The organism is Lentzea sp. (assembly GCF_036380075.1).
Classification (GTDB): Bacteria; Actinomycetota; Actinomycetes; order Mycobacteriales; family Pseudonocardiaceae; genus Lentzea.
Map to the genome: position 1 here is coordinate 1 of NZ_DASVFL010000109.1, position 21,241 is coordinate 21,241.

Consider the following 21,241-nt stretch of genomic DNA (forward strand, 5'->3'; position numbering starts at 1 on the left):
CTGTGGACCGATGTCGACGCGGAGGTGGCCCGCGACCTCGCCGATGCGAAGCTGATCGGGGATCGGAAGGCGTGGAAACGGTGGCGAAGCATGAGCTTCGGCAGGCGGGACGGCGGCCTTGTGCAAGTTGATCTTACCGCGGCCACCGACGACGTGACGTTCCCGTGGAGCGGCATGAACCGCTACTGGAACCTGCACACCCTGAACGCCATGGACCGTGCGGGGATGATCGAAGTCGACTGGCCGGTGCGGCCCGACATCCCGGTCGATACCCCGGAGGATGAGGTCCAGGAGCTCTTCGCAGCACATCGGGAGTCGACCGCTGTGCGTATCCTGCAGAGCGATCTCGGCTACGAGGACCGGTTCCGGCAACGCTTCCGCGAAGCGCAGTCGCGGAGTCGTGCCTCCTCCGCCGCCTCGTCGGAATCCGCGATGGCGATCTTGAACGGGCTGGACAAGTGCGTGAACAGGTTCCTCGTCGACCACTACGGCTTGACCACGGAATCAGGACGGTTGACGGTCGTTCGGCAATGCGGAGGATGTCCCGCCTGCCGCGCCGCGTACGAGTCACCCGCAGTCTCGACCTATCCGGCTGTTCCCCTGTGGGATGGCGTGCTCAGCGTTGATCCACCGGCATCGTTGAGCACTCTCGCCGAGGCCGGGCGCCTCTGCGTCTGGGTCGACGGAACCGACCCCGGCGCTGAAGCCGAGGTCGTCAAGCGGTTCATAGCACACGGGGTGACGGCGCTCGTCTCCTCGCAACAGTGGTCCCCGGTCCCAGGCAAGACCGATCGACTCTGGTGGGAAGATCGAGTCGTGGATAAATTCGGCCACGGCGTCGACCTCCGCGTTCCGACGCTCGTCCGCATCCAGGGCGACGACCCACCACCAGCCGAGGCGGCTCTCCTGCTGTCCAAGTTGTCTCACGGACCGTTGACCGTGGTGTTGACGACGGAGGATCAGCCGAGCCCGTTCGACCACCGGGTCCTCCTCAGGGAATCCTGGGGCCCTGCGTATCGCGCCGATCAAATACTGCGGAGGCTGTAGATGGCTCTCCTGACGCCACCGGACATCTTGCCGGAGGCCATGCGCTTCCTGGTGCGTGGCCTGCTCACGCTCAAGGAGGGCGAAGCGGACCGGGACGAACTCATCGACCTTGTCGCTCCATCTGGTCTGGTGGAGGCAATGAGGCCACTTGGCACGGAGGTGGCTCTCGACGAGGCTGATGAAGAAGTGCCGGGCAAAGCCGGGCAACCGCGTGCCGGAGGCAATCTCATCGCCAACCACTCGCTCGACGCACTGCGCATGCTTGGTCTGGTCGAACAGGACAGCGGGCGGATCAGGGTGGCGGATGCTGTGGCCTGCCACTGGAGTCGTCCAGCGGACGTCGCCCCACGCGCCTTCCGGGATTTCCTCCTGGACAACATTTTCGCCATCGAAGAAGGCGAGTCGGTTCCGAAAAGGCTCGACGACACCGCCGACCTGTTGCGGGCTTTGGAGATCCTCTACACGACCGAGAACCCCCTATGGCCCTGCGACCGCTTCGAGGCCGCCAAAGGCAGCGTTCGAGGCCAGCGCAGCTTCCGCGAAACGCAGATAGCTGTGCTAGGACCTGACCAGGACAAGTGGCCTGTGCGCAACGCGACGCGGTGGACGGCGTTCCGTCGCTGGGCGGCGTACCTCGGGTTGGCGCGTCAAGTCGGTTCCACCGGCATCATCGCGGACGCGAGCCAGGCTCTTGCGGTTCGTCTTTCTGGGCTCCCCAGCGGTTCGTTCGACATCGCCGACTTCGTCTCGCGATGCGCTGAGGCCCTGCCCTTGCTCGACGGTGGCGTCCTGCAATCGCGCCACGATCGCGAACGCACGGGGGCGGCCGAGGTCATGTCACCGGCGTTGTCCACGTCGATGGCACAGTTGGAGGCCGAAGAAATGGTGACGTTGGACAAGCGGAGTGACACGGGGGTGCGTATCCTCCGCCTCCGTGCCGACCGGTCGAGGGATCGCTTGGTCACCACCGTCGAGTGGATGCGCGAAGCTCGGGAAGGCGGGACCGCATGAGCGGCAACCTCGTGTGCTGGGAGCGAGGTGCCGTTGCTTTCGCGACGCAGGTCGACGTCGGGGGACTCGAACTGGGCGACGAGCGCGCCGAAGCCGTGTTCTCCTCGATCCACCACTCCCTGCCGCTCAACCAAGTTCGGGATGTAAAGAGCAAGCAGAGTTCGGACGCCACCGAGCAGGAACTCCTCCGAGCCTTCACCAGGCCCGTCGAAGCGAACGAACCACTGCTGGTCTTCGTCACCGGTCACAAAGGCACGGGCAAGAGCCATCTCGTGCGGTGGCTCAAGTCTCAGATTGGTCCTCAACCGACGTGGCACATCGTCTACATCGAGAAGCGGAACACCAACCTGAGGCGGGTGATCGAGCGAATCCTCGATGGCATCGACACGCCACGGGCAGGGCAACTCCGGGAGGCGCTGGCCAAGGCCGGGGCCGAGATCGCGAGCGACGAGGAGGCGATGAACGCACTGCTTGCGCGCTTGGACCACCTCGTGACCTTCGACCGGGCGGTCGAGTTGAAGGAGTTGTCCGACCTCACGCCCGCGGAACTCGCCGACCTGAGGTCCCGGACGCACCGCCTGCTGGGTGATTTCACGTTCCGCGCGGAGCTCAGCAAGCCCGGAGGTCCTGTTCACCGGATCGTGCGGCTGGCCCGTGGGGGCGCGGGCGCCAGCGAGACCGATGAGGAGGAACTGCACCTGACCGAGCAGGACCTGATGGTCGATCCGGCTCGCTTCGAGGACGCCGGTCGGCAGTTTCAATCCCTGGTGCAGAGCGTGGTCGCCACGAAGGGACTGCGGACGGACATCGCCGTGCTGTGCGACTCCTACCTGGAACGGGCTAAGGCCGAAGTCTTCACCGGACCCAGCACCGATCTTCTGGAGGTCTTCGAGGACGTTCGCAAGGAGATTGCGGCCCGGAACCAGGAACTGTGCCTCTTCGTGGAGGATCTGGTCCTCCTGCACGGCATCGACAAACAGTTGGCGCAAGCGCTCACCGTGCCCGCCGACTCGCAATTGTGCAAGTTGCGGGCAGCCATTGCGGTCACCGACGGTTATCTGGCCTCTGTCGACACGTTCGCCGATCGTGGAGTCCACTTCAGGATCGATGTCAACCCTGCTGCCATCGGCGCATCCGGTCTGCGCGACTTCGTGGGTCGCTACCTGAACGTAGGCCGCCTGTCCGAGGAAAAACTCCTCGCGCGATCGGACGAGGACGACCCGAACGCCGCCATGGCGAACGCGTGCAGGGGTTGTCCTGTTCGAGAGCAGTGCCATGAGACCTTCGGAACGTCCAGCCTCGGGCACGGTCTCTACCCGTTCAACGGCATCGCCCTGGACCGCTTGGTCGAGTTGGCCAGTGCCGAGGAGTTCAAGCCAAGGGAGATTCTCCGCCAGGTGATCCGCGCATCGCTCGACACCGCGGAGGAAGAACTCCCCATCGGTGGAGTGTTCCCCTCGGACGACTTCGCCCGGACGCTGGACGGGAAGCGACAAGCCGTGCCGGTGGAAACGCGAACCGCCATACGACGGCATAACAAGGTCAGTCCTCAGGCGGAGTTGAGCCTCCGTGCGTTTTACGCGGAGAACCCACCGGCTGTCGATGCCGACGTGCAGAAGATCGCGCACTACCTAGGTGTGCGCCTGAGCGCGATCGAGGAAGAAGCCGATGAAGTCGGGGGCGAAACCGAGGCTGGGGAGGCACGCCCCGACGACAAGAACGATCGCGCGGCGGTGCCACCCGAAACGAACAGGGTCGACGAGTTCGAGCAGTGGGCTGCCGGTGGCTTCCTGTCGACTGAAACCGCCCACAAGATTCGCACTTGGATCTGTGAAACGGCGGTTGCCTACCTGCAAGAAGGACCGTACGGGCTGCCCATCGGTCGAATGCCGAAGGGATCGGGCAAGACCACGTGGCGCGTCGGTTCGTACGAGATGCGGTACACCGACATCGACATCGACAACGCCGCGGGCGCTGGAGCGCTGAAGTCAGAGAACCCGTTCCGTATCGAGGTCAACGATGAGAACGCACTGATGCTGCGAGGTGTGCTGGAAGCATCGAAGGGTGCCCCCCTGGACGCGGTCGACGGCGGCACTTGGTTCTTCTCGTTGCAGGCGAGGATTGCACGGTACGCCGACAGCATCGCGCGCCTGGCGCGGTCGAAGAGCGCGGCCGAGTTGTCGACTGCGGTCCGCGCTCTCACTGTCCTGCGCAACGCCGCGCCCACCCCAGGGACGACGGTCAGGCAGGCCCTGCCTGCCATGCTCGCCCAACCCGTCTGCACGAGCGCGGCTGCGCAGTCCTTCCTCAGGGAAACCAGGAGTGCCCGGGATCGTGCCCTGACCGTGCTCCGGAACCACGCCACGACCGCCAAGGGCGGCGGAAAGCCCTCTCTGGTGGATGTAGGGCTCGTCTACTCGGAGATCCAGGCGTGTTTGAAGGTCAGGTCGTTCGACAGTCGGGAGATCGGTGACGACGGGGAGTTGCTGCAGAATCTGCAGGTAAAACTCGAGAGGGCGTCCAAGCGGGCGTGGACTGAACTTGGCGAGACGATCGCAGCACTGGAGCGCCTCATCGACCCAGGTGAAGACTTGGCCGCGACAATGAGGATGGTTCAGCGGCTCGTCGATCAGAGCCACGACAGTGGAAAGCTGCCGAGCCGGAACACCCAGGCTGTCTACAACGCCGCCGCGGAGAAGGTCAAACCCGCGATGATGACGCTCTACCGCAAACTCGCCAAGGTGGTGGCTTCGCCGGGAACAGAAGATCTCTGGGAAGTGCGCGACGACCCGATGCCCAAGTTGCAGGCGCTCCACCATTACGCCGATGTGACGAACAAAGTGCTCTTCGGGCTTGAAGCCTCCCTCGCCGAATCCGGTGCCGGCGGTGCGGCTATCGACACCGAGGAGTTGATCGGATCGTTGAGAGGGCTCGCCGACGCGATGGACGCCGTGACCGGGTTGGAGAAGCGATGATGACGAAACCACTCCTCACGCGGGCCGAAGCGCTCTTGAACCGGTTGGTGCAGGTGCGTGAGCAGGAGCAGGACATCGAGTTGCGCGCCACCGTCGAACGCGTGCAGAGCAGAGCCCGTCGGGCCTGGGACGTCCTTGCCGAGGTTGCGCAGGCCGCCCCCGCCCTCAAAGAACTTGGAGTTCGGCTACCTGTCGTGCCGAACTCGCCCTCGATCGATGTTGCCAAGGCCAAGAGCACCTTGCGGAAGACCGCCGAATCCATCGTAGGGACTGATCTGAGCACAACCGTCGAACGCATCAAGGTGCAGTCAGTGAACCAGGCGCTCGAAGCCGGCGAGAAGATCGCCAGGACAGTTGTGGTCGATCTCAACGGAGCCGTTGACGCGAGGCGTGTCGAGTTGTTGCCGCACGGGACAGACCGGCCTGTTGTGTCCTACCCCGGCGTCGAAGACTCGCTCGTGGTCGGCCTGCGGAACGTTCAGCGGAGTTTGCGCTTCAAGGTGGAAAGTCTCCGCGTTCGAGATCTCGTGCCGCACCTGGACGGCGTCCTGCGGAACGTCGAGAGGTGGAAGCGTGAACGTCCCCAACTGGACGCGGCGCTGGCGGATCACCACCCGGAGGTGAAGGAGTTTCTCCGCAGGGCTGCTACCGACGAAGGCGCACCCTGGCACCTCGTCACACCGCAGGTCCAGCAGTGGCTCGCAGACCCGGCGCACACCGCGTTGCTCAAGGTGGTGCTGCGAGCGTGAGCACCACCCCACGCCCAGCCCTCTTGAGAGCACTCGATCTGATCGAGGAGGTCGAGGCCCGCAACCTGGCATGGGGCCTCCTCGACGAGTCCTGGAGCAGGGAAGACGTTCTCACCTTGCTGGCCGATCGCTGGGAGGAGGGGAACCCCGAGACGTGCCTCCGCGACCTCGTTGAGGCCAACCTGCTGGTCGAACTGCCTGCGGAGTGGCCGAATCGATACCGGAGCAGGATGTCCGAGGTGGTCCGGTTATTCAGTCGCCTGCGCCAACTCTTTCCGGGCAGACCGTGGCAATCCGGCAGCCGGTTGGTCTCGGACGTGAGGTTTCTACGTCGTCCGCGAACTTTCTCGGTGCGTGACCTCGACGTCGAGGAGTGCGTCGACCGGCTCACCGGTCTGGGAGTGCCGGATTCGGTGCTGGTGGAGATTCGTCGCCTCCTGAACGGGAGGAAGCTGTCCCGGTTCCAGTTGGATGCCACTGCCGCCGTCACGTCGGCGACGCAGCCCGGCGAAGATCGCGGCGTCGTGGTCGGCGCGGGCACTGGTAGCGGCAAGACCTTGGCGTTCTACCTACCCGCGCTCGCTCAGATGGCGGCCGCGGGAAGTGACGGCTCGACGGCGGTCGCCATCTACCCGCGGAACGAACTCCTGAAAGACCAGTTCGCCACCGCGTTGTCGGAGATCCGAAGCCTGCGACGCGCGGGTGGGAGAGCCCTCACCATCGGCGCTTACTTCGGTCCCACGCCCTTCGGTACTTACACCGAACTCGACAAGCGCAGCGGTTGGTTCCGGCGGGACGGTCGGTTGATCTGCCCGTTCCTGACATGCCCCGCACCCGATCCCGACCACAACGCTGCCACCTGCGGCGGTCCCCTGGCTTGGGTGAAACCCAAGGCAGCTCCCAACGACGTCCAGTGGGGGCACCTGCTCTGCCTGCGTTGCGGGGATAAGGTCAAGTCGGACGAGTTGCTGCTGACTAGGAAGGCGATGCAGAAGCAGCAGCCCGACATCCTCTTCACCACAACGGAGATGCTGAACCAGCAGTTGAGCGACGGGTGGTCCAGGCACGTCTTCGGAGTTGGAGCGAGGGCTAGCCGCCGACCGAACCTCGTCCTGCTGGACGAGGTGCACACCTATGCGGGCACCAGTGGGGCTCAGGTCGCTTTTCTGCTCCGTCGGTGGCGTAAGCTGCTGGAAAGGCCGGTCACCTGGGTGGGGCTGAGCGCTACCCTCGCGAATGCGGAGACGTTCTTCGCCGACCTCTGCGGCGTCCCCGTCGACGCCGTGGCGGACATCCGTCCAGACCCTGGAGATCTCAAGCCCCAGGGCAGTGAGTATCAACTTCTCCTGCGCGGGGATCCCGCCTCGCAGTCCGCCCTGCTGTCGACCACCATCCAGAGCCTCATGCTGCTCAGGAGAGTTCTCGAGGAGAAGGACGCAGAGCTGGACAACCCGTACGGTACGCGGGTTTTCGCCTTCCTCGAGAACCTCGATCTGGTCAACCGGCTCTACCGGCAATTGCTCGACGCCGAAGGGCGCAACCCGCTGGGAGAGCGTGACGCCAGCAGCACGGTACTGGCCGCACTGCGCATCAGGCAATACGCGGAGCACAGCCAGCTCGTCGAGGACTTCAAGGAGTGGGAGCGCGACGGTCAGCACTGGTGGCTGGCGGAGAAACTCGGGTTCGGCGATCGTTCGCTGGAAATTTCACGCACTTCGTCGCAGGACATCGGCGTTGACTCGGAAGCCGACATCGTGGTGGCGACTTCCGCGCTCGAAGTCGGGTACGACGATCCCCGCGTGGGTGCGGTTCTCCAGCACAAGGCGCCCCGGGACATCGCCCAATTCCTCCAGCGGCGGGGGCGGGCAGGCCGGTTGCAGGTCCAGCGGCCGTGGACGGTCGTGGTGCTGTCCGATTACGGCCGCGATCGCCTCGCTTACCAGTCCTATGAGTCGATCCTGGACCCCTCCGTTCCCGCCAAGAGTTTGCCCATGGGCAATCAGGCCGTCCGGAAAATGCAGGCCGCGATGTGCCTTATCGACTGGATGGCCGTTCGGCTCGGTGTGGATGGCAGGCAACGCTGGTCGCCGCGCAAGGTGCTGTCCAAGCCGGACGAGGACGGCAAGGACCGGAAGTATGTCGAGGCGTGCCTCCGCTTGTTGGAGGAGGTGCTGGACGGGAAGCAAGCTCAGCAGGACCTGGTGGACTTCGTGCGGGTGAGCCTTGGGCTCGACACGGAGGAAACCTGGAGCGTCTGCTGGGAACACCCTCGTTCGCTCCTGCTGGAGGTCGTGCCTACCGCGCATCGGCGTCTGAGCAGTCAGTGGGCCACCGTGCAGAGGCACAAGGTGAAGCCGAACACGGACGTCGTGACCCGGCAGCCGCTACCCGAGTACATTCCGTCTACCCTTTTCGCTGATCTCGAACTGCCGGAGGTCGAGGTCGTCCCGCCGGTCGATTACGACCCGGCGGCCGACACTTCGCTCCCGGTGGGGATGGGGCTCAGTGAGTTGACCCCCGGCAAGGTCACACTCCGGTGGGCGGTCCGCAAAGTGCGCGGCCTGTGGATCGAGGTCCCGGAGTCGGGTGTGGTTGACCTGGACCAGAGACTGGCTCCGGAGGGCGAGGTGGTGGCACAGGTGTCGACGCCGAACGGTTTGGTGCCGATCGTGCGCCCCCTGCGCATCCACCCCGAGATCCCCGGCTCTGGGGTGATGCCCACGTCGAACGGCAGGCTCCGCTGGCGGTTCCTAGTTGACCGCGACGTCGAGGGCACGGTCATGCCCCGCCCGCGGAATGGCCCCTTGGGAGAGTTGATTCCGAAGGTGGAGGCGCACCTTAACGTCGATCGGGGCCCATTGCGGACGTGGCGGTACGCGCTCGAAGGTGTTGCGGAAGTGGTGACCCGTACCGGCAGAGATCGTCGCGAGTACACGTTCACCAGTAACGGAGCACCTGCGGCTGTCGGCTTCGCGAGCGCAGTCGACGCACTCGTGGTCACGATCGCCGTGCCTAAGTCCGTCACCGACTTCCAGTTCCACAGCGACGAGGCGAGGCTCCGGCAGTTGCGGACGGATCGGTTCGCCGCCCTGGCCAAGCAAGGGCTTGAGGCACATGGGCTCGGCCCGTTCGCGGCCACGTGGGTCACGGACGTCGTCGTGTCCGTCGCCGCCGCCGCGGTGCTCCACGGGCCTGGGCTGGATGGCTTGGTCGGGATGGCGCCACAGCAGTGGCGCACCATGGCCGCAGAGGTGGTCGACGGTGTCCTGGTCGCCACCGCCCACACCGAACTCGACGACACGCCGCTGCGGGACACAGTGCTGGAAGCACTCGAGGACCACGCTGTGGTGCAGGCCCTGGAGGAGGTCATCCCGGTCCTCGGTGAAGACCCTGACGAGACCTGGCTGCCGTGGCTCCGCGCCCGGTTCCTGCAGACCGTCGCTGCGGCTTGGCAATCCGCAGCGCAGCAGATCTGCCTAGACTTCAACGTCGACACCGACGCACTGGTGGACGTCCTGGACGAGGGCGGCTTCCATGCCCATGTTGTGGTGTCGGATGCTGTTCCCGGCGGGGGCGGCCTTGCCGAGGCGCTCGCCCGGCGCATCGCCGACGACCCACGTCGGTTCGACGCCCTGGTCGCAGCCGCGTCCGAGCCTTCCGACACCGAGGAGGTCGACCCCTCGTTGCGGCGGGCGCTGGACCTCATGGCCGATGACTCCGGGATCGCCGAGGCGGTTGCCGAGTTCAGGACGGAGGTTTCCGACCGTCTCACGAGTTGGCAGTCGCTCGTGTCCCGATTCGCGGAGGAAGGCGTACCGCGCACTCACGTCAACCTCTCCGCCTTGTCCACGCGTATCTTCCGACCGGGCTCCAACAACGAGAGTGACGACCTGCTGCGCCTGCTCCTGAAGAGGTGGGACGAGTTCGACGTCCTGGCGGGGTTCGCCGTCGACCACCGAGCGGTATGCGCCTTCCTCGCCGCTGATGAGGAGGTGCTCGACCGGTTGAAGCGCATCGCGAACTCGACCGATGACAGGGACTGGTCGACCAGGGCTCAGTCGGTGTTGCTCAGCCTGTTGTGGACGCGGGCATGCGCTCGGCGTCCGGAGAGCTTGCGGGCAAGCAACCGCTTCTTGTCCGATCCGCCGGCCACAGAGAGGACGTTGCTCCGCGACGCCCTTCCTGAACGGCCGCGAGGAGTCGATGTCGACGTAGATGAGTGGCGAAGTGCCCTCGTGGTGGCGTTGCGTACCTGGGGTGCCGCACATGTCTCCAGTGAATCGGGTGACATGCCCGCACTGGTGCGTGCACTGCGAAGTCTTGTCGTGGACCCGCTGGAGATCGACTGGCTGCACGCGTACCCGCACTTCGACGGAGTCGTCAGGGAGAATGGTCGGTATTCGGTGTCCGTGACCCTGCAAGAGGCGCCCCAATGATGACCAGGTTGATCCACAGAAGGGCTGCGTCGCCGAGTCGCGACATCGCCGAGTGCCTGGAAGGTCTGCTCCTGACGGAACTGCTCAACCCGGGAGCCCGCCTGCTCGTCGTGTCTCCGTGGATGTCGGATTTCCCCGCGCTGGACAACCGGGGAGGTGGGTTCACAGCGCTCGACCCTTCCTGGACCGCGACCTTCGTGCCGTTCTCGTCCGTGCTCCGGGCACTGCTCATGCGGGGCGTCGCGGTCCGGATCGCCTGCGGTCCTGGCGAACGGGAGAACGAACTCATCGACCGGATCGAACAGGGAGCGGCACTGGACGGGACGACTGCCCACTTCGAGTCGCGACGCCTCCCGCGTGATCGCAACCTCCTCAGCCACGAGAAGGCTCTGGTCGCGGATTCCTGGGCGATCTACGGTTCGATGAACCTGACCTACAGCGGGGTTTCGATGAACGGAGAGTTGATCACCGTCACCACCGATGGTGCCACCATCGCGACCGTGACCACCGAACTGCTCGGTCTGTTCGCATGAGCGGTGTCGACCGCGCCACGGCGTGGAACACCTTCGTGACGGCGTTCTTCTCGGGAAATAACCAGTTCACCGCGACCAGCAACGAAGTCGTGGAGTGGATGGTCACCCATGCGGAGAAGGCGTGGTTGACAGAGCCCTCTTCACCGTTCTTCCTCCCGATGAAGGTCGCGGGGTGGACGTACTGGTACGCGATCTGCCCGGACCGCGATCAGCGCCTGTGGGTGCGAGATCTGATCCGGGCCCATGTCGGTTCCTGGATCGTCTTCGACGGGTGGGTGGTGCCGGACGACTCCCACCAAGCCATGGACGCCGAAGTGCGGAGCTTGGTGGGTCCTGAGGGCTGTTCGTTCCGCTTCCTCATCCCCAAGCACCCGAACGCCGGGACCAAGGTCAAGGAAAGCCTGGAGCGCCTCACCCGGATGCTCGCAGCACGTCCTCACCGCAAGGTGCGTTTGACACCGCCCCTGGGCACGTTGATCGGCGACTTCTGGGATGCTTGTGCGTCAGGGGCACAGGTCCGGGCCGAGGAGTTGCTCGCCCAGTTGGAGCGGGATCACCGGCTCTCGAAAACGAACAGGCTGTTCCTGCGGCTCCAGTATCTCGCTGTTTTCGAGCAGTGGGACAGCTTGGAGAGCCTGGAGCAGTTGCCTGACCTGCTTCGGCTTGACCGACCCGTGCTGGCCTCCGACGCCTTGGCACGCCTCGCCTTGGCGCGCCTTCCTGAACAGGCGGACCTGGAGCAGTTCGGGCATGCCATGGCGAAGTTCGGCTGTCTGGTCCCCTCCGTCACGGCGATCAGGTCACCGGCGGGTGCCCGGTATTATGCCTACTGGTCCCTAGCTTCGGGCGAGCCGGTCGCCGATGTCGTGTCACGTCTGCTGGAAGCGGGCTGGCTGGATCACGCGCGGGGGCACCAGGGACTCGCTTCGCTGCTCTCCGCACGGGTCGATCCCGATCCGCTGGTCGCCGTCGAGACCGATCCGGAGAACTTGCGGAACGCCGTCGTCGAGAAGCGATTCGACGCGGCCATCGACATGATCGCCACGGCGGCGCCCACCGCCGCCCTGCTTCCCGTGCTCGCCGACCTGTTGGTCGAGACCTTCCACCCCCGGTTGATCGACCTGTACAAGCAGTGGCGGAGCGCGCTGGACGCGGTGAAGCCAGACAGCGTGCTGTCCCGCCGGTTGGTCGGCGAGACGCGGGAGCTGGATCTCGTCACCGTGGACTTCGGCCAGGCCATCGAGCAAGCTTTCACCGCGGTGACGGCGGTCGAACGGACGCGAGCGCTGGAGAACTTGAGTGCCCAGGCCGTACCGCGATTGATGCGCGTCGGCGCACTCGCCGACGTCATGGAGGCCGTGCGACCGCTGAGCCAGGAACTCGGGGCGAGCATGCTCCCCGAACTCGTTGACCTGTTGTTGAACCTGGAGCGGGACCTGTTCGGTGCGGCAGGTGACGTTCCAGGCATCCAGGACCTCCGGCTGCTTGTGGTCGAGGTGTGGGCTCTGGGGGACCAATCCGGCGACCGGCGGAGGGCTAACCGTCTCCTCGATGTTGTGGGTCGTGCGCTCGATTTCGGAGTGTGGCCGAAAATCTACGACGAAATCGTCGACAATCTGCATGCGGGGTGGAAACCGTTCTTCACCGACGCAGACGTGGCGTTCGGCTTGGAAGCCATCGAGGTGCTCGCCGCCAATCGCCCCGACAGCGGCGTTGCGTTGGATTCCTTCGCAACGCAACTCCTGAGCCGGATCGGCGCGCACAACGCCCACCGGTTCGATGCCGCCCTGCTCGACACGGCACTGGTGCTGGCAACTGAATTCGGTCTAGACCTGAGCGGGGTCCTACAGCGGGAACCCGGTGAAGAGCGTGATGGCGCCGAACGCCTCCGGCTGCCCGATGGCGTTTTCATCGCCATCTATTCCCTGATGGAATCCGCAGCCCGCCGCGCCGCCGAGATTATGAGGCGTCGTCACCCCGGAATCCGTGTGGAGACGCTGGTGGCCAAGGTTGCGACCGACGCACTGCGGTCTGCGGCTCAAACCGCCGATGTCCTGGTTGTCGCTGATAAGGCCGCCGCGCATGCGGCGACGGACGCCCTCAAGGCTGCGCGCGGTAACAAAACCATTCACTACGCCAATGGCAAGGGAACCGCCTCTCTCGTGCGCGCTGTCGTCAACGGCCTGGAAATGGAGTTCGGAAGGTGACCCTGTGCTTGTCGAAGATATCGGCCGTGCAGCTCAGGCGGCGTAGTGGTAACCGTTGAGGATGCCGCCCAGTCGTTGCCGTTGGCGGATGTCGAGGTGGGGTGATGGCTGCTCGGTGATCAGTTCAAAATGAGCTGGCGTGTTGGCTTTGCCTGCGGGACAGAGCATTTCAAGATCGTGATGTGCGTGAGGCGGTCTTGGCCGACGAGCTGTGGGCCCGGCTGGAACCGTTGATTCCGATGTCCCGAAGGCGTTTCCGCTATCCAGGTCGCAGACGTGCCGACGACCGTGCCGCGCTGGAGAGCATCTTCTACGCGGTGCGTACCGGGATCGGTTGGAACCGGCTGCCTACTGCCTTGTTCGGTGCGTCGGGCTCGACCTGCTGGCGGAGGTTGACCGGGTGGCACGAGGCCGGCGCCTGGGCAGCAACTGCATGAGCTGCTGCTCGCCGAACTGCGCGCCGCCGGGCTGCTGGACCTGTCCGCGGCTCTGGTCGACTCCACCCACCTGCGCGCCCTCAAAGGGGGGCCCACACCGGGTCGAGCCCAGTCGACTGCCGCAAACTTGGCTCCAAGCACCACCTGATTACCGACGCCAGCGGCATTCCGTTGGCCGTCACACTCACCGGCGGGCACCGCAACGACGTCACCCAACTGATCCCGCTCATCGACGCCATCCCACTGATCCGCGGCGTCGTCGGCAAACCACGCCGCCGACCGAAGCGGATCTATGCCGACCGCGGCTACGACCACGACAAGTACCGCCGCCTGGTCCGAGCCCGCGGCATCACACCTGTCATCGCCCGCCGCGGCGTCGATCACGGCTCTGGCTTGGGCATGGTTCGATGGCCGGTCGAACGCACCTTCGCCTGGCTCAAAGGCTTCCGGCGACTCCGCATCCGCACCGAACGCCGAGCCGACGTCCATCAAGCCATGCTCAGCCTTGCCTGCTCAATCATCTGCCTGCGCAAACTCATTCTGAACTGATCACTTGGTCGGTTGCTGGTGATGGCAGTGGGTATAGTGAGTGAGTATTGGCGATGCCTCGGTAGTGTCGTGTGTCAAAGTCGGTCATACCACCTGACCTGAGGTTGGACTGCTGTGGGTTCGTACTCGTTGATCAGGCCGCAGAGGACTGGTCGGCAGCGTATCGAGGTGTAGCCCGCTCCGCGCTCGGTCAATCTGGTCGTGGTCGCACGAGTTGCAGTTCTCTGTATCAGCGGCGGCTGAATATTGCCCCACGGTGGTCGCGCGGGTTCTAGTGCATTTCTCAACACACCTGATCATGAAGGGCGTGTTGATGGCGAGGTGCGGGTGGAAGCGCAGACTCGATCTGAAGTCGGAGTGCTGGTTGCTGTTGGCCGCCGGTGTGCGTGGTCGAGGCGTGCAGACGGCTGGGGATCAATCGCAAGACCGGTTATCGGTGGCGGTCGGAGAACAGCGGGCTGTCGCCGGTGAGGCTGCCGAAGCCGGCCCGGTCGAACAGGTTCCTATCCCTGTTGGAGCGACAGCGGATTGCCACGCTGCGTCGGAACGGGCTTGGGGTGCGGAGGCTCGCGGCGATAATCAGTCATGCGCCGTCGACGGTGAGCCGGGAGTTGCGCCGTAATGTGCTACTGACGCTGGTCGTTGACAACCTAAGCGTGGGTGGGGTCTGCTGTAGCAGCCTCTCATACGGGGTCTGGCCGCCGAGGCCGCCGTGTGGGCAGTGGTAGTTGTAGCAGTCCTCCACTCCTTGAGGCGTTCGTTGAACACTTCGGCGTCGCCGATCACCACACCGTCGAGCAGTCGGTAGAACTCTTCGGCGTCGATGCGGTGGGAGCGCTCGGCTTTCCCGTTGAGCCGCGGCGTCGCCGGCCGGATGTAGACGTGGCCGATGCCTTCATCGAGGGTGTGCCAGTGGAACGCGGACTGGAACTCGGCTCCGTTGTCGGTCTGGATCTTCTCGACCTGGAACGGGAAACGGGACAGCACGTAGTCCAGGAACTGGATCGTTGTCTTCTGGTCCGACTTGGGGTAGATCCGTAGACAGGTGCAGTCGTCGATCGCGTGTACTGGTAGTAACGCTTGCGGCGTCCCGGCTGGTCGCTGAGCGGCTCGACGAACTTGACGTCGATTTGCAGTTGGTGGCCGGGGCGTTGCTTCTCGTAGCGCTTCCATCGCTGCTCGCGCCGCTTGTAGCGCTGGGACGCGGGCAGGCGGCTCATACCCAGGCGCTTGAGGATGCGGTAGATCGTTGAGTGCCCGATCTGCACGTCGTGGCAGCGGCGCAGGTACACCTCGATCTTCAGCGGACCGAAGTGGTAGAGCTGCCGCAGATGGATGATCTTTCCGACGACCTCGGGATGGGTGAGGTTCGGGCAGTGCAGCGGGGCGCTGGAGCGGTCCTTGAGTCCCTCGAGTCCTCCTCATCGTAGCGGTGCTTCCAGCGGTAGAACATCGTCCTGCTGATGCCGTAGTAGCGACAGGTCGCGGCCACATTGCCGCTGACCTCGTCCACGTGCTGCAACACGGCTAGGCCGTGTTTTAGATGTGGCGTAGCCAGATGTTGATGGCGGCGACGTGGGCGATGGCCTGGTAACGGACGGCGAGTTTGTCGTAGCGGGTGGCCACGGCCCGGTGCTGCTTGAGCAGACTGATGCCGCACTCGACGGCGTGGCGCTGCTTGTAGATCTTCCGGTCGATCGTGGGTGGCCGTCCGCCGCGGGAGCCTTTGGCTTTGCGGTGGGCGGCTTGGTCGCGGGGCTGGTCGATGGTTGCCTTGATTCTGCGGCGTCGCAGGTAGGCGCGGTTGGCTTTCGAGCTGTATGCCTTGTCTGCCAGAACCCGGTCCGGACGGGTCCTGGCGCGACCGGACCCCAGGCGCGGCACCGTGATCTGGTCGATCACCGGCGTGAACTGGGGGCTGTCGCCCCGCTGTCCGGCGGTGATCAGCAGCGATAACGGCCTGCGGCCCTGCTCGCAGGTCAGGTGCAGTTTGCTGGTCCAGCCGCCACGCGACCGGCCCAGCCCGTGGTCGTCGGGCTCGGTTCCGCCGGCCGGGGTGCCGGGCGGTTCGACCTGCAGATCCCCCTTTTCCGTGCACCGGCGGCATGCTGGTGCGCCCGCGCAATCGTGGAATCCACCGACACGTCCCACACGATCAGCCCGGCAGCATCGGCACGGCCTGCAACGCGGTCAGGATGGCCTGCCAGACTCCGGCCCGCTGCCAGCGGCGGAACAACCCGTACACGGTCTGCCAGGGACCGTACTCAGTCGGGACGTCACGCCACGGGGAACCGACGCGCACCCGCCACCGGATGCCGTCGATCAACTGCCTTTTGCTCCACTTCGGCGGGCGTCCCGGCTTGGCACCGACGGGCAGCAGCGGCTGCAGCACAGCCCATTGCGCGTCGGTCAGGTCGGCCCGCCCCGCTGCCGCTACGCTGGCCACGAGGTCTCCGGTACTGCAGGTTTGCTTGGTCGCTAACCCACTCACCGGAGACCTCGCCACGTTCCGGCACCGACACGCCGCCGATCACCTCACCTTTGAAACACGACCTAGGCGCCGACGAGCACGCCTGACAAGATCCTTCTCGCTCCACACTCGCTCAGCCATTAGCCTGCTCCGGTTCAGGAGTCCAGACTGTCAACAACCTCGGTCAGTTTTAGACCAGGTGCAGTACCACGGTGGCAGGGGCGGCCTGAACAGGCAGTTCACCCGGCGGCTGCGCACCGTTTTCGGTTGCGCAAGCGCCGTCGGCGCGTCGGCCGGCGCAGCACCAGGTTCGTCGTGCCGGCGGAGTTGATCGACCGGCGTCCTTCCGCCGCGCTGGAGCGGACCCGGTACAGCGATTGGGAAAGGAACCTCATCGTGGGCGCCGCTGGCCGCTCGGCGGTCGGCACCCTGGCGACCGCGCCAGCCGCTACCTCCTGTTGGTGCACCTGCCCGTCGACCGCACCGCGGAGGCGGTCCGTGACGCCCTCATCATGGTGCTCAATGGCTTGCCCGAATCGGTGCGGCTGACGTTGACCTGGGACCTGGGCTCGGAGATGGCCTGCCACGAGCAGATCGCGCCGTTGCTGCGGTAAGAAGTGTTTTTCGCTCATCCGGCAAGTCCGTGGCAACGTTGCGATGATCACTCGAATTTGCCGGTGCGGTTGGCGCCTGCGCGGGGTACCGACCCGTTGTGGGTGCGTAGGGACAGTAATCCGATCCCGGCTAACTACTCGGCCGAGCGGCTTGCGGATGATTGCGGTGTGCCCTGCGGATCTCGTCGCGTCGATCGATGCTTGAGACGACGAGTTCCAGGCCGTCTACGACCTGGAAGACCCGATGTACTCTGGATTTCTGGACGAGCCGACCATGGTGGCGTGGCACGAGCGGGTGAGCGGTTGGCCGCGGTATTGCCGGTGCGGGTCGAGTTCCACACCGAGCGTGGAGATCGTGTGTTCGGTGGTTGAGGTTTCATCTGTTGGCGCCGTTCACACGGCGGTGTGTGGAGCTGATCTGGAGCAGACGGTGAAGTTGAAGGGTGTGCGACGGCTTCGAACGCCAGTGAACGGAACCGGTTGACGTGGTGGTAGTCCTTTGCGGACCAAACTGGCAGTGTGAGGGTCAGGGGTTCGAGTCCCCTCAGCTCCACTTGAAGAAGAACCCGTCTGATCTGGCAAATCTCGCCGGTCAGGCGGGTTTTTGCTGTTCTGGCGCCAATCCTGAAATCCACTCCGGATTGTGCCGTCCGCGGCCGCTGGAATTCAGCCGATGCGTTCCTGGTGCGCGAGTGGCGGCGCCGGACGTCCGACGACCGGCGGTTTTCCCGCGAAGCCCCACGACGCCGCTGGTGGCACCACTATCCTCCCCGCCGGAGGGCGCCGAGGAGCGGAGGAGCCATCAGCGGTGTGAGCGTGCGGGTGCTGGGGCCGCTGGAGGTGTGGCGGGACGGTCGGCGCGAAGGGCTCGGCGGTGTCCGGCAGCGGGCGTTGCTCGCGCACCTGGCGTTGCACGCGAACACGGGGGTCTCGCTCGACCAGCTCGTGGAGGCGTTGTGGCCGGTCGCTCGGCCTCGGTCGGTGGTGTCGAACGTGCGCACGTACGTGTGGCAGCTGCGGAAGGTCTTGGACGGGCACCTGCGCACGCAGGGCACCGGGTACGTGCTGGCGGTGGAGCCGGAGGAGCTCGACGCGTTGCTGTTCGAGCAGCTCGTCGCCGAGTCGCGGCGGCGTTCCGGTGCGGCGCTGGAACTGGTGCGGCGCGCGGAGTCCCTGTGGCGCGGGCGGCCGTTGGAGGACCTGCCGGACCACGACGCGTGGGTGCCCGCCATCGCGCGGTTGCAGGAGGCCAGGCTCGCCGCTGTCGAGCACCGGCTCGCGTTGCAGGTGGCCTCGGGTGAGAGTGCCGCCGCGATCCCCGAGCTGCGGGCCCTGCTGGCGGAGCACCCTTACCGCGAGGGGGTGTGCGGGCAGCTCGTGATCGCGTTGCAGCGCGACGACCGGCGTGCGGAGGCGTTGCAGGTCTACTCGGACATGCGTGCGCGGCTCGCCGGCGAGCTCGGGCTGGAACCGGGGCCTGCGTTGCGCGAGGCCCAGCTCGCGGTGCTGCGGGAGGAACCCGCGGGCACGCCGATGCGGCAGCTGCCGCCCTCCGTGTCGGACTTCTGCGGCCGGGCCGGTGAGATCGGTGTGCTGGCCGGGGCGTTGCGGCGCGACTCGGTGTCCGCGCCCGTGGCGGGGGTGACCGGGCCGCCGGGGGTCGGCAAGTCGACGCTCGCGGTCCGGGTGGCGCACCAGGTGAGCGACCACTTCCCGGACGGCCAGCTGCACGTGGACCTCGCCGGGACCGCCGACCGGCCGCGCGAACCGGGTGACGTCATCACGGAGTTGTTGTACGCCTTCGGGATCACCGGCGCCGGGCTGCCGTCCCAGCTCGGCGCGCGGGTGGCCCTGTACCGCTCGCACCTGGCCGGCAAGAGGCTGCTGGTGGTGCTCGACGACGCCGCCTCGGTGAGCCAGGTCGTGCCGCTGCTGCCGGCCGGCGCCGGGTGCGCGGTGCTGGTGACCAGCAGGCGCAGGTTGTCCGAGCTGCCGGGCGCGGTGCAGGTGGAGCTGGCGCCGTTCGACGAGGACGAGGCCACGGCGCTGCTCGCGTGCATCGCCGGTGCCGAACGGGTGGAGGCCCAGCCTGCGGAGGCCGCGGCCGTCGCCCTCGCCTGCGGGCACCTGCCGCTCGCGATCCGGGTGGCGGGCGCCCGGCTCGCGGGGCGCAGCGGGTGGTCGATGCAGGTGCTGCGCGAACGGCTGGTGGACGAGTCGACGCGGTTGCGCGAGCTCAGCTCCGGCGAACTGGCGGTGCGGGCGAGCTTCGACCTCAGCGTCCGGCAGCTCGCCGACCGCGAGCACCGGGCGTTCGTGCGGCTGGCGCTGCTCGGGCCGCACGACTTCCCCGGCTGGGTGGTCGACCCGCTGCTCGGCGAGCCGGACTGCCAGGACCTGCTCGACGAGCTGGTCGACGCGAACCTGCTGCAGTCCTGCGGCGCCGACGGCATCGGGCAGCCCCGCTACCGGTCGCACGACCTGTTGCGCTGCCACGCGCTGGAGCTCGCCGGCGCGGAGCCGGACCGGCACAGTGCGCTGGAACGGACGTTGCGGGCGTGGCTGTGGCTGGCGGTCACGGCGGCGCACCGGCTGCCCGTCACGTTCGGCACGACGATCGCCGCCGTGGAGCGGGTTCCCGCGCCGGAGCACCTGCTGGCCGAGCCGGTGGCGTGGTTCGAGGCGGAACGGCGGACGCTGTGCGGACTGGTCGACCTCGCCGCGGCCGCCGGGCTGGACGAGGTGGCGTGGCAGCTCGCCGCGGCCTGCGTGCCGTTCTTCGACCTGCACAGCCACTACGAGGACTGGGCCAGGACGCACGTGCGGGCCCTGCGGTGCGTTCGCGAGGCCGGGAACGCGGCGGGCGAGGCGGCGTTGCTGCGCGGTCTGGCGCAGGTGCACATCTACCGCGACGAGTTCGCCGACGCCGAGCACCACCTGCGGGCCGCGGGGGAGCTGTACCGGTCGGCCGGCGACGAACGCGGCCAGGGCATCGCCGTGGCGGGCATCGGCGTGGTGCACCGGCTGCGGGCGGAGCACGGGCCTTCGCTGGCCCGCTACACCGAGGCGCTCGCGTTGCTGGAGTCCGCGGGAGACCTGCACTCCGTCGCGCACGTGCGGGCGTCGATCGGCGCGGTGCACAGCGCCCTGGGCTCCCCTGAGGAGGCACGGGAATGGCTGACCGGCGGCCTGCGGCTCGCCGCCGAACTCGGCGACGCCCACCGGGAGGCGCTCGTGCTGGTCCGGCTCGCGGCGCTGTACCGCAGCACGGGCGAGCACGTCGAGGAGCTCGTCAGCGCGCGCCGGGCGGTGGCGATCCTGCGGGACCTCACCGACGAGCGGTGCACGGCGTTCGCCGAGGTCGAGCTGGCCGAGGCGTTGCTGTCGAACGGGCACCCGCGGGCGGCGCACGACCTGGTGGCCCAGGCGCTCGAGACCTACCGCCGCACGGGCAACCGGGAGGGCGAACCCGCCGCGCTGCGCACGCTGGCGCGCGCGGCGGGCGCACTCGGTCAGTTGCTGTTGCCGGGCTTCCAGCCGAGGTAGTTGCTGAAGTAGCCGACCGAGCTGCCGTGGCCGATCTTGCCGCCGACGCTGGTCGACCAGAAGCCGCCGTTGCCGTCCGCGACGCCCACGTGGCCGTACTGGCTGGTGTTCCAGAAGACGAACGCGCCCTTCGGCGGGGTGCCGGTGGTGTGGCGGGCGCCGTCGGACGAGCGCCAGTGCTCGATGGCCGACGCGTGGTGCGTGCTGCGGTTCCACGCCAGGCGCACGGCGCGCTCGCAGTAGCCCTCGTACGCGGTGCTGCCGCGGCGGTCGGACATCCACGCGATGGCGCCCGCCGCCGTCTGCTGGATCGAGATGCCGCCGTCGGCGACGCCGACGGAGCCCGTGTCCTCGAGCCACGGCTGCGCGACCTCGACGCCGGGGCTGAACACCTCCTGGCTCGCCGCGCCGGCCGGCGCCGCCGTGCCGATCAGAGCCGCGCCGAGCAGGCCCACGACGGCTGCCGTCACCTTGGTGAATCGCATGAACATCCCCTTTTCCGGACGACTGGACTGCTTCCACACCGTCTCGGAACCACATCCACGGCCGATACATCGCCGATACATGGAATTGCGCCGGAAATCGGACGGTGAATTCCTGGTTCGATTGGAATGCTTCACTCGATCGTGTGACACCCGGCGTGTTCCCGGGGTGGCGGCGGATAAGA

Annotated in this window: 12 protein-coding genes and 5 pseudogenes; 11 read left to right on the forward strand and 6 right to left on the reverse strand. The window is 66.5% G+C overall.

The genetic code is table 11. From position 1 onward, the window contains the following. From VF330_RS13800 to dpdD, 7 genes are all read left to right on the forward strand, one after another. The coding region (locus VF330_RS13800) for a hypothetical protein (RefSeq protein WP_330851967.1) at positions 1 to 1,047 on the forward strand (1,047 nt) is incomplete at its 5' end. Then, complete coding sequence (gene dpdG / locus VF330_RS13805; RefSeq protein WP_330851968.1) at positions 1,048 to 2,058, forward strand: protein DpdG; 1,011 nt, start codon at positions 1,048 to 1,050, stop codon at positions 2,056 to 2,058. Then, positions 2,055 to 5,033, forward strand: a complete 2,979-nt coding sequence (locus tag VF330_RS13810; protein WP_330851969.1) for an ATP-binding protein — start codon at positions 2,055 to 2,057, stop codon at positions 5,031 to 5,033. The genes dpdG and VF330_RS13810 overlap by 4 nt, the downstream gene beginning before the upstream one ends. Continuing rightward, on the forward strand, positions 5,033 to 5,782 hold the full coding sequence (locus VF330_RS13815; protein WP_330851970.1) for a hypothetical protein: 750 nt from the start codon (positions 5,033 to 5,035) through the stop codon (positions 5,780 to 5,782). The genes VF330_RS13810 and VF330_RS13815 overlap by 1 nt, the downstream gene beginning before the upstream one ends. Next, entirely contained in the window at positions 5,779 to 10,218 is a 4,440-nt protein-coding gene (dpdJ, locus tag VF330_RS13820; RefSeq protein ID WP_330851971.1) for a protein DpdJ, read from the forward strand. Before VF330_RS13815 ends, dpdJ begins: the two co-directional genes overlap by 4 nt. Next, positions 10,218 to 10,751 carry a phospholipase D-like domain-containing protein DpdK gene (dpdK, locus tag VF330_RS13825; protein ID WP_330851972.1) on the forward strand — a complete coding sequence of 178 codons (534 nt, stop codon included), beginning with the start codon at positions 10,218 to 10,220 and terminating at the stop codon, positions 10,749 to 10,751. Before dpdJ ends, dpdK begins: the two co-directional genes overlap by 1 nt. Then, complete coding sequence (gene dpdD / locus VF330_RS13830; protein WP_330851973.1) at positions 10,748 to 12,958, forward strand: protein DpdD; 2,211 nt, start codon at positions 10,748 to 10,750, stop codon at positions 12,956 to 12,958. The genes dpdK and dpdD overlap by 4 nt, the downstream gene beginning before the upstream one ends. Positions 12,959 to 12,991: 33 nt before the next feature. Here dpdD and VF330_RS13835 read toward each other — a convergent pair whose 3' ends face one another. Next, a complete protein-coding gene (locus VF330_RS13835) occupies positions 12,992 to 13,126 on the reverse strand; it encodes a hypothetical protein (RefSeq protein ID WP_330851974.1) in 135 nt (44 codons plus the stop codon). A gap of 14 nt (positions 13,127 to 13,140) precedes the next feature. On the opposite strand from VF330_RS13835, the pseudogene VF330_RS13840 reads away from it, so the two are divergent. Both VF330_RS13840 and VF330_RS42050 read left to right on the forward strand, forming a co-directional pair. Continuing rightward, positions 13,141 to 13,944 (forward strand): annotated as a pseudogene (locus VF330_RS13840) (IS5 family transposase). A 467-nt stretch (positions 13,945 to 14,411) separates the two neighbouring features. After that, positions 14,412 to 14,507, forward strand: a pseudogene (locus tag VF330_RS42050) (hypothetical protein); the annotation flags it as partial. Between the two features lie 16 nt (positions 14,508 to 14,523). Here the strand turns inward: VF330_RS42050 and VF330_RS13845 are convergent. The 4 genes and pseudogenes from VF330_RS13845 to VF330_RS13850 form a co-directional block, all read right to left on the reverse strand. Further along, positions 14,524 to 15,117 carry a hypothetical protein gene (locus tag VF330_RS13845; protein ID WP_330851975.1) on the reverse strand — a complete coding sequence of 198 codons (594 nt, stop codon included), beginning with the start codon at positions 15,115 to 15,117 and terminating at the stop codon, positions 14,524 to 14,526. 71 nt (positions 15,118 to 15,188) lie between these two features. Continuing rightward, a pseudogene (locus tag VF330_RS42055) lies at positions 15,189 to 15,353 on the reverse strand (hypothetical protein); the annotation flags it as partial. Continuing rightward, positions 15,341 to 15,469, reverse strand: a pseudogene (locus VF330_RS42060) (helix-turn-helix domain-containing protein); the annotation flags it as partial. The pseudogenes VF330_RS42060 and VF330_RS42055, both read right to left, overlap by 13 nt. Before the next feature lie 14 nt (positions 15,470 to 15,483). Then, positions 15,484 to 16,390 (reverse strand): annotated as a pseudogene (locus VF330_RS13850) (IS5 family transposase). A 485-nt stretch (positions 16,391 to 16,875) separates the two neighbouring features. Here VF330_RS13850 and VF330_RS13855 point away from each other — a divergent pair. Both VF330_RS13855 and VF330_RS13860 read left to right on the forward strand, forming a co-directional pair. Beyond that, positions 16,876 to 17,028, forward strand: coding sequence for a hypothetical protein (locus tag VF330_RS13855; RefSeq protein ID WP_330851976.1), 153 nt, complete (start codon positions 16,876 to 16,878; stop codon positions 17,026 to 17,028). Positions 17,029 to 17,838: 810 nt separating this feature from the next. After that, the gene (locus tag VF330_RS13860; RefSeq protein ID WP_330851977.1) at positions 17,839 to 20,574 is read left to right on the forward strand and encodes an AfsR/SARP family transcriptional regulator; all 2,736 of its coding nucleotides are present in this window, start codon (positions 17,839 to 17,841) and stop codon (positions 20,572 to 20,574) included. Here the strand turns inward: VF330_RS13860 and VF330_RS13865 are convergent. Further along, on the reverse strand, positions 20,541 to 21,059 hold the full coding sequence (locus VF330_RS13865) for a hypothetical protein (RefSeq protein ID WP_330851978.1): 519 nt from the start codon (positions 21,057 to 21,059) through the stop codon (positions 20,541 to 20,543). The genes VF330_RS13860 and VF330_RS13865 overlap by 34 nt on opposite strands. Positions 21,060 to 21,241: the final 182 nt, after the last annotated feature.

What these genes read in the sequence shown, in the direction of transcription:
- dpdD (WP_330851973.1), top strand. Translation starts at nt 10,748, where the DNA reads ATGAGCGGTGTCGACCGCGCCACGGCGTGGAACACCTTCGTGACGGCG.
- dpdK (WP_330851972.1), top strand. Translation starts at nt 10,218, where the DNA reads ATGACCAGGTTGATCCACAGAAGGGCTGCGTCGCCGAGTCGCGACATC.
- VF330_RS13810 (WP_330851969.1), top strand. Translation starts at nt 2,055, where the DNA reads ATGAGCGGCAACCTCGTGTGCTGGGAGCGAGGTGCCGTTGCTTTCGCG.
- VF330_RS13835 (WP_330851974.1), bottom strand. Translation starts at nt 13,126, where the DNA reads ATGCTCTGTCCCGCAGGCAAAGCCAACACGCCAGCTCATTTTGAACTG.
- VF330_RS13845 (WP_330851975.1), bottom strand. Translation starts at nt 15,117, where the DNA reads ATGGAAGCGCTACGAGAAGCAACGCCCCGGCCACCAACTGCAAATCGA.
- dpdG (WP_330851968.1), top strand. Translation starts at nt 1,048, where the DNA reads ATGGCTCTCCTGACGCCACCGGACATCTTGCCGGAGGCCATGCGCTTC.
- VF330_RS13815 (WP_330851970.1), top strand. Translation starts at nt 5,033, where the DNA reads ATGACGAAACCACTCCTCACGCGGGCCGAAGCGCTCTTGAACCGGTTG.
- VF330_RS13865 (WP_330851978.1), bottom strand. Translation starts at nt 21,059, where the DNA reads ATGCGATTCACCAAGGTGACGGCAGCCGTCGTGGGCCTGCTCGGCGCG.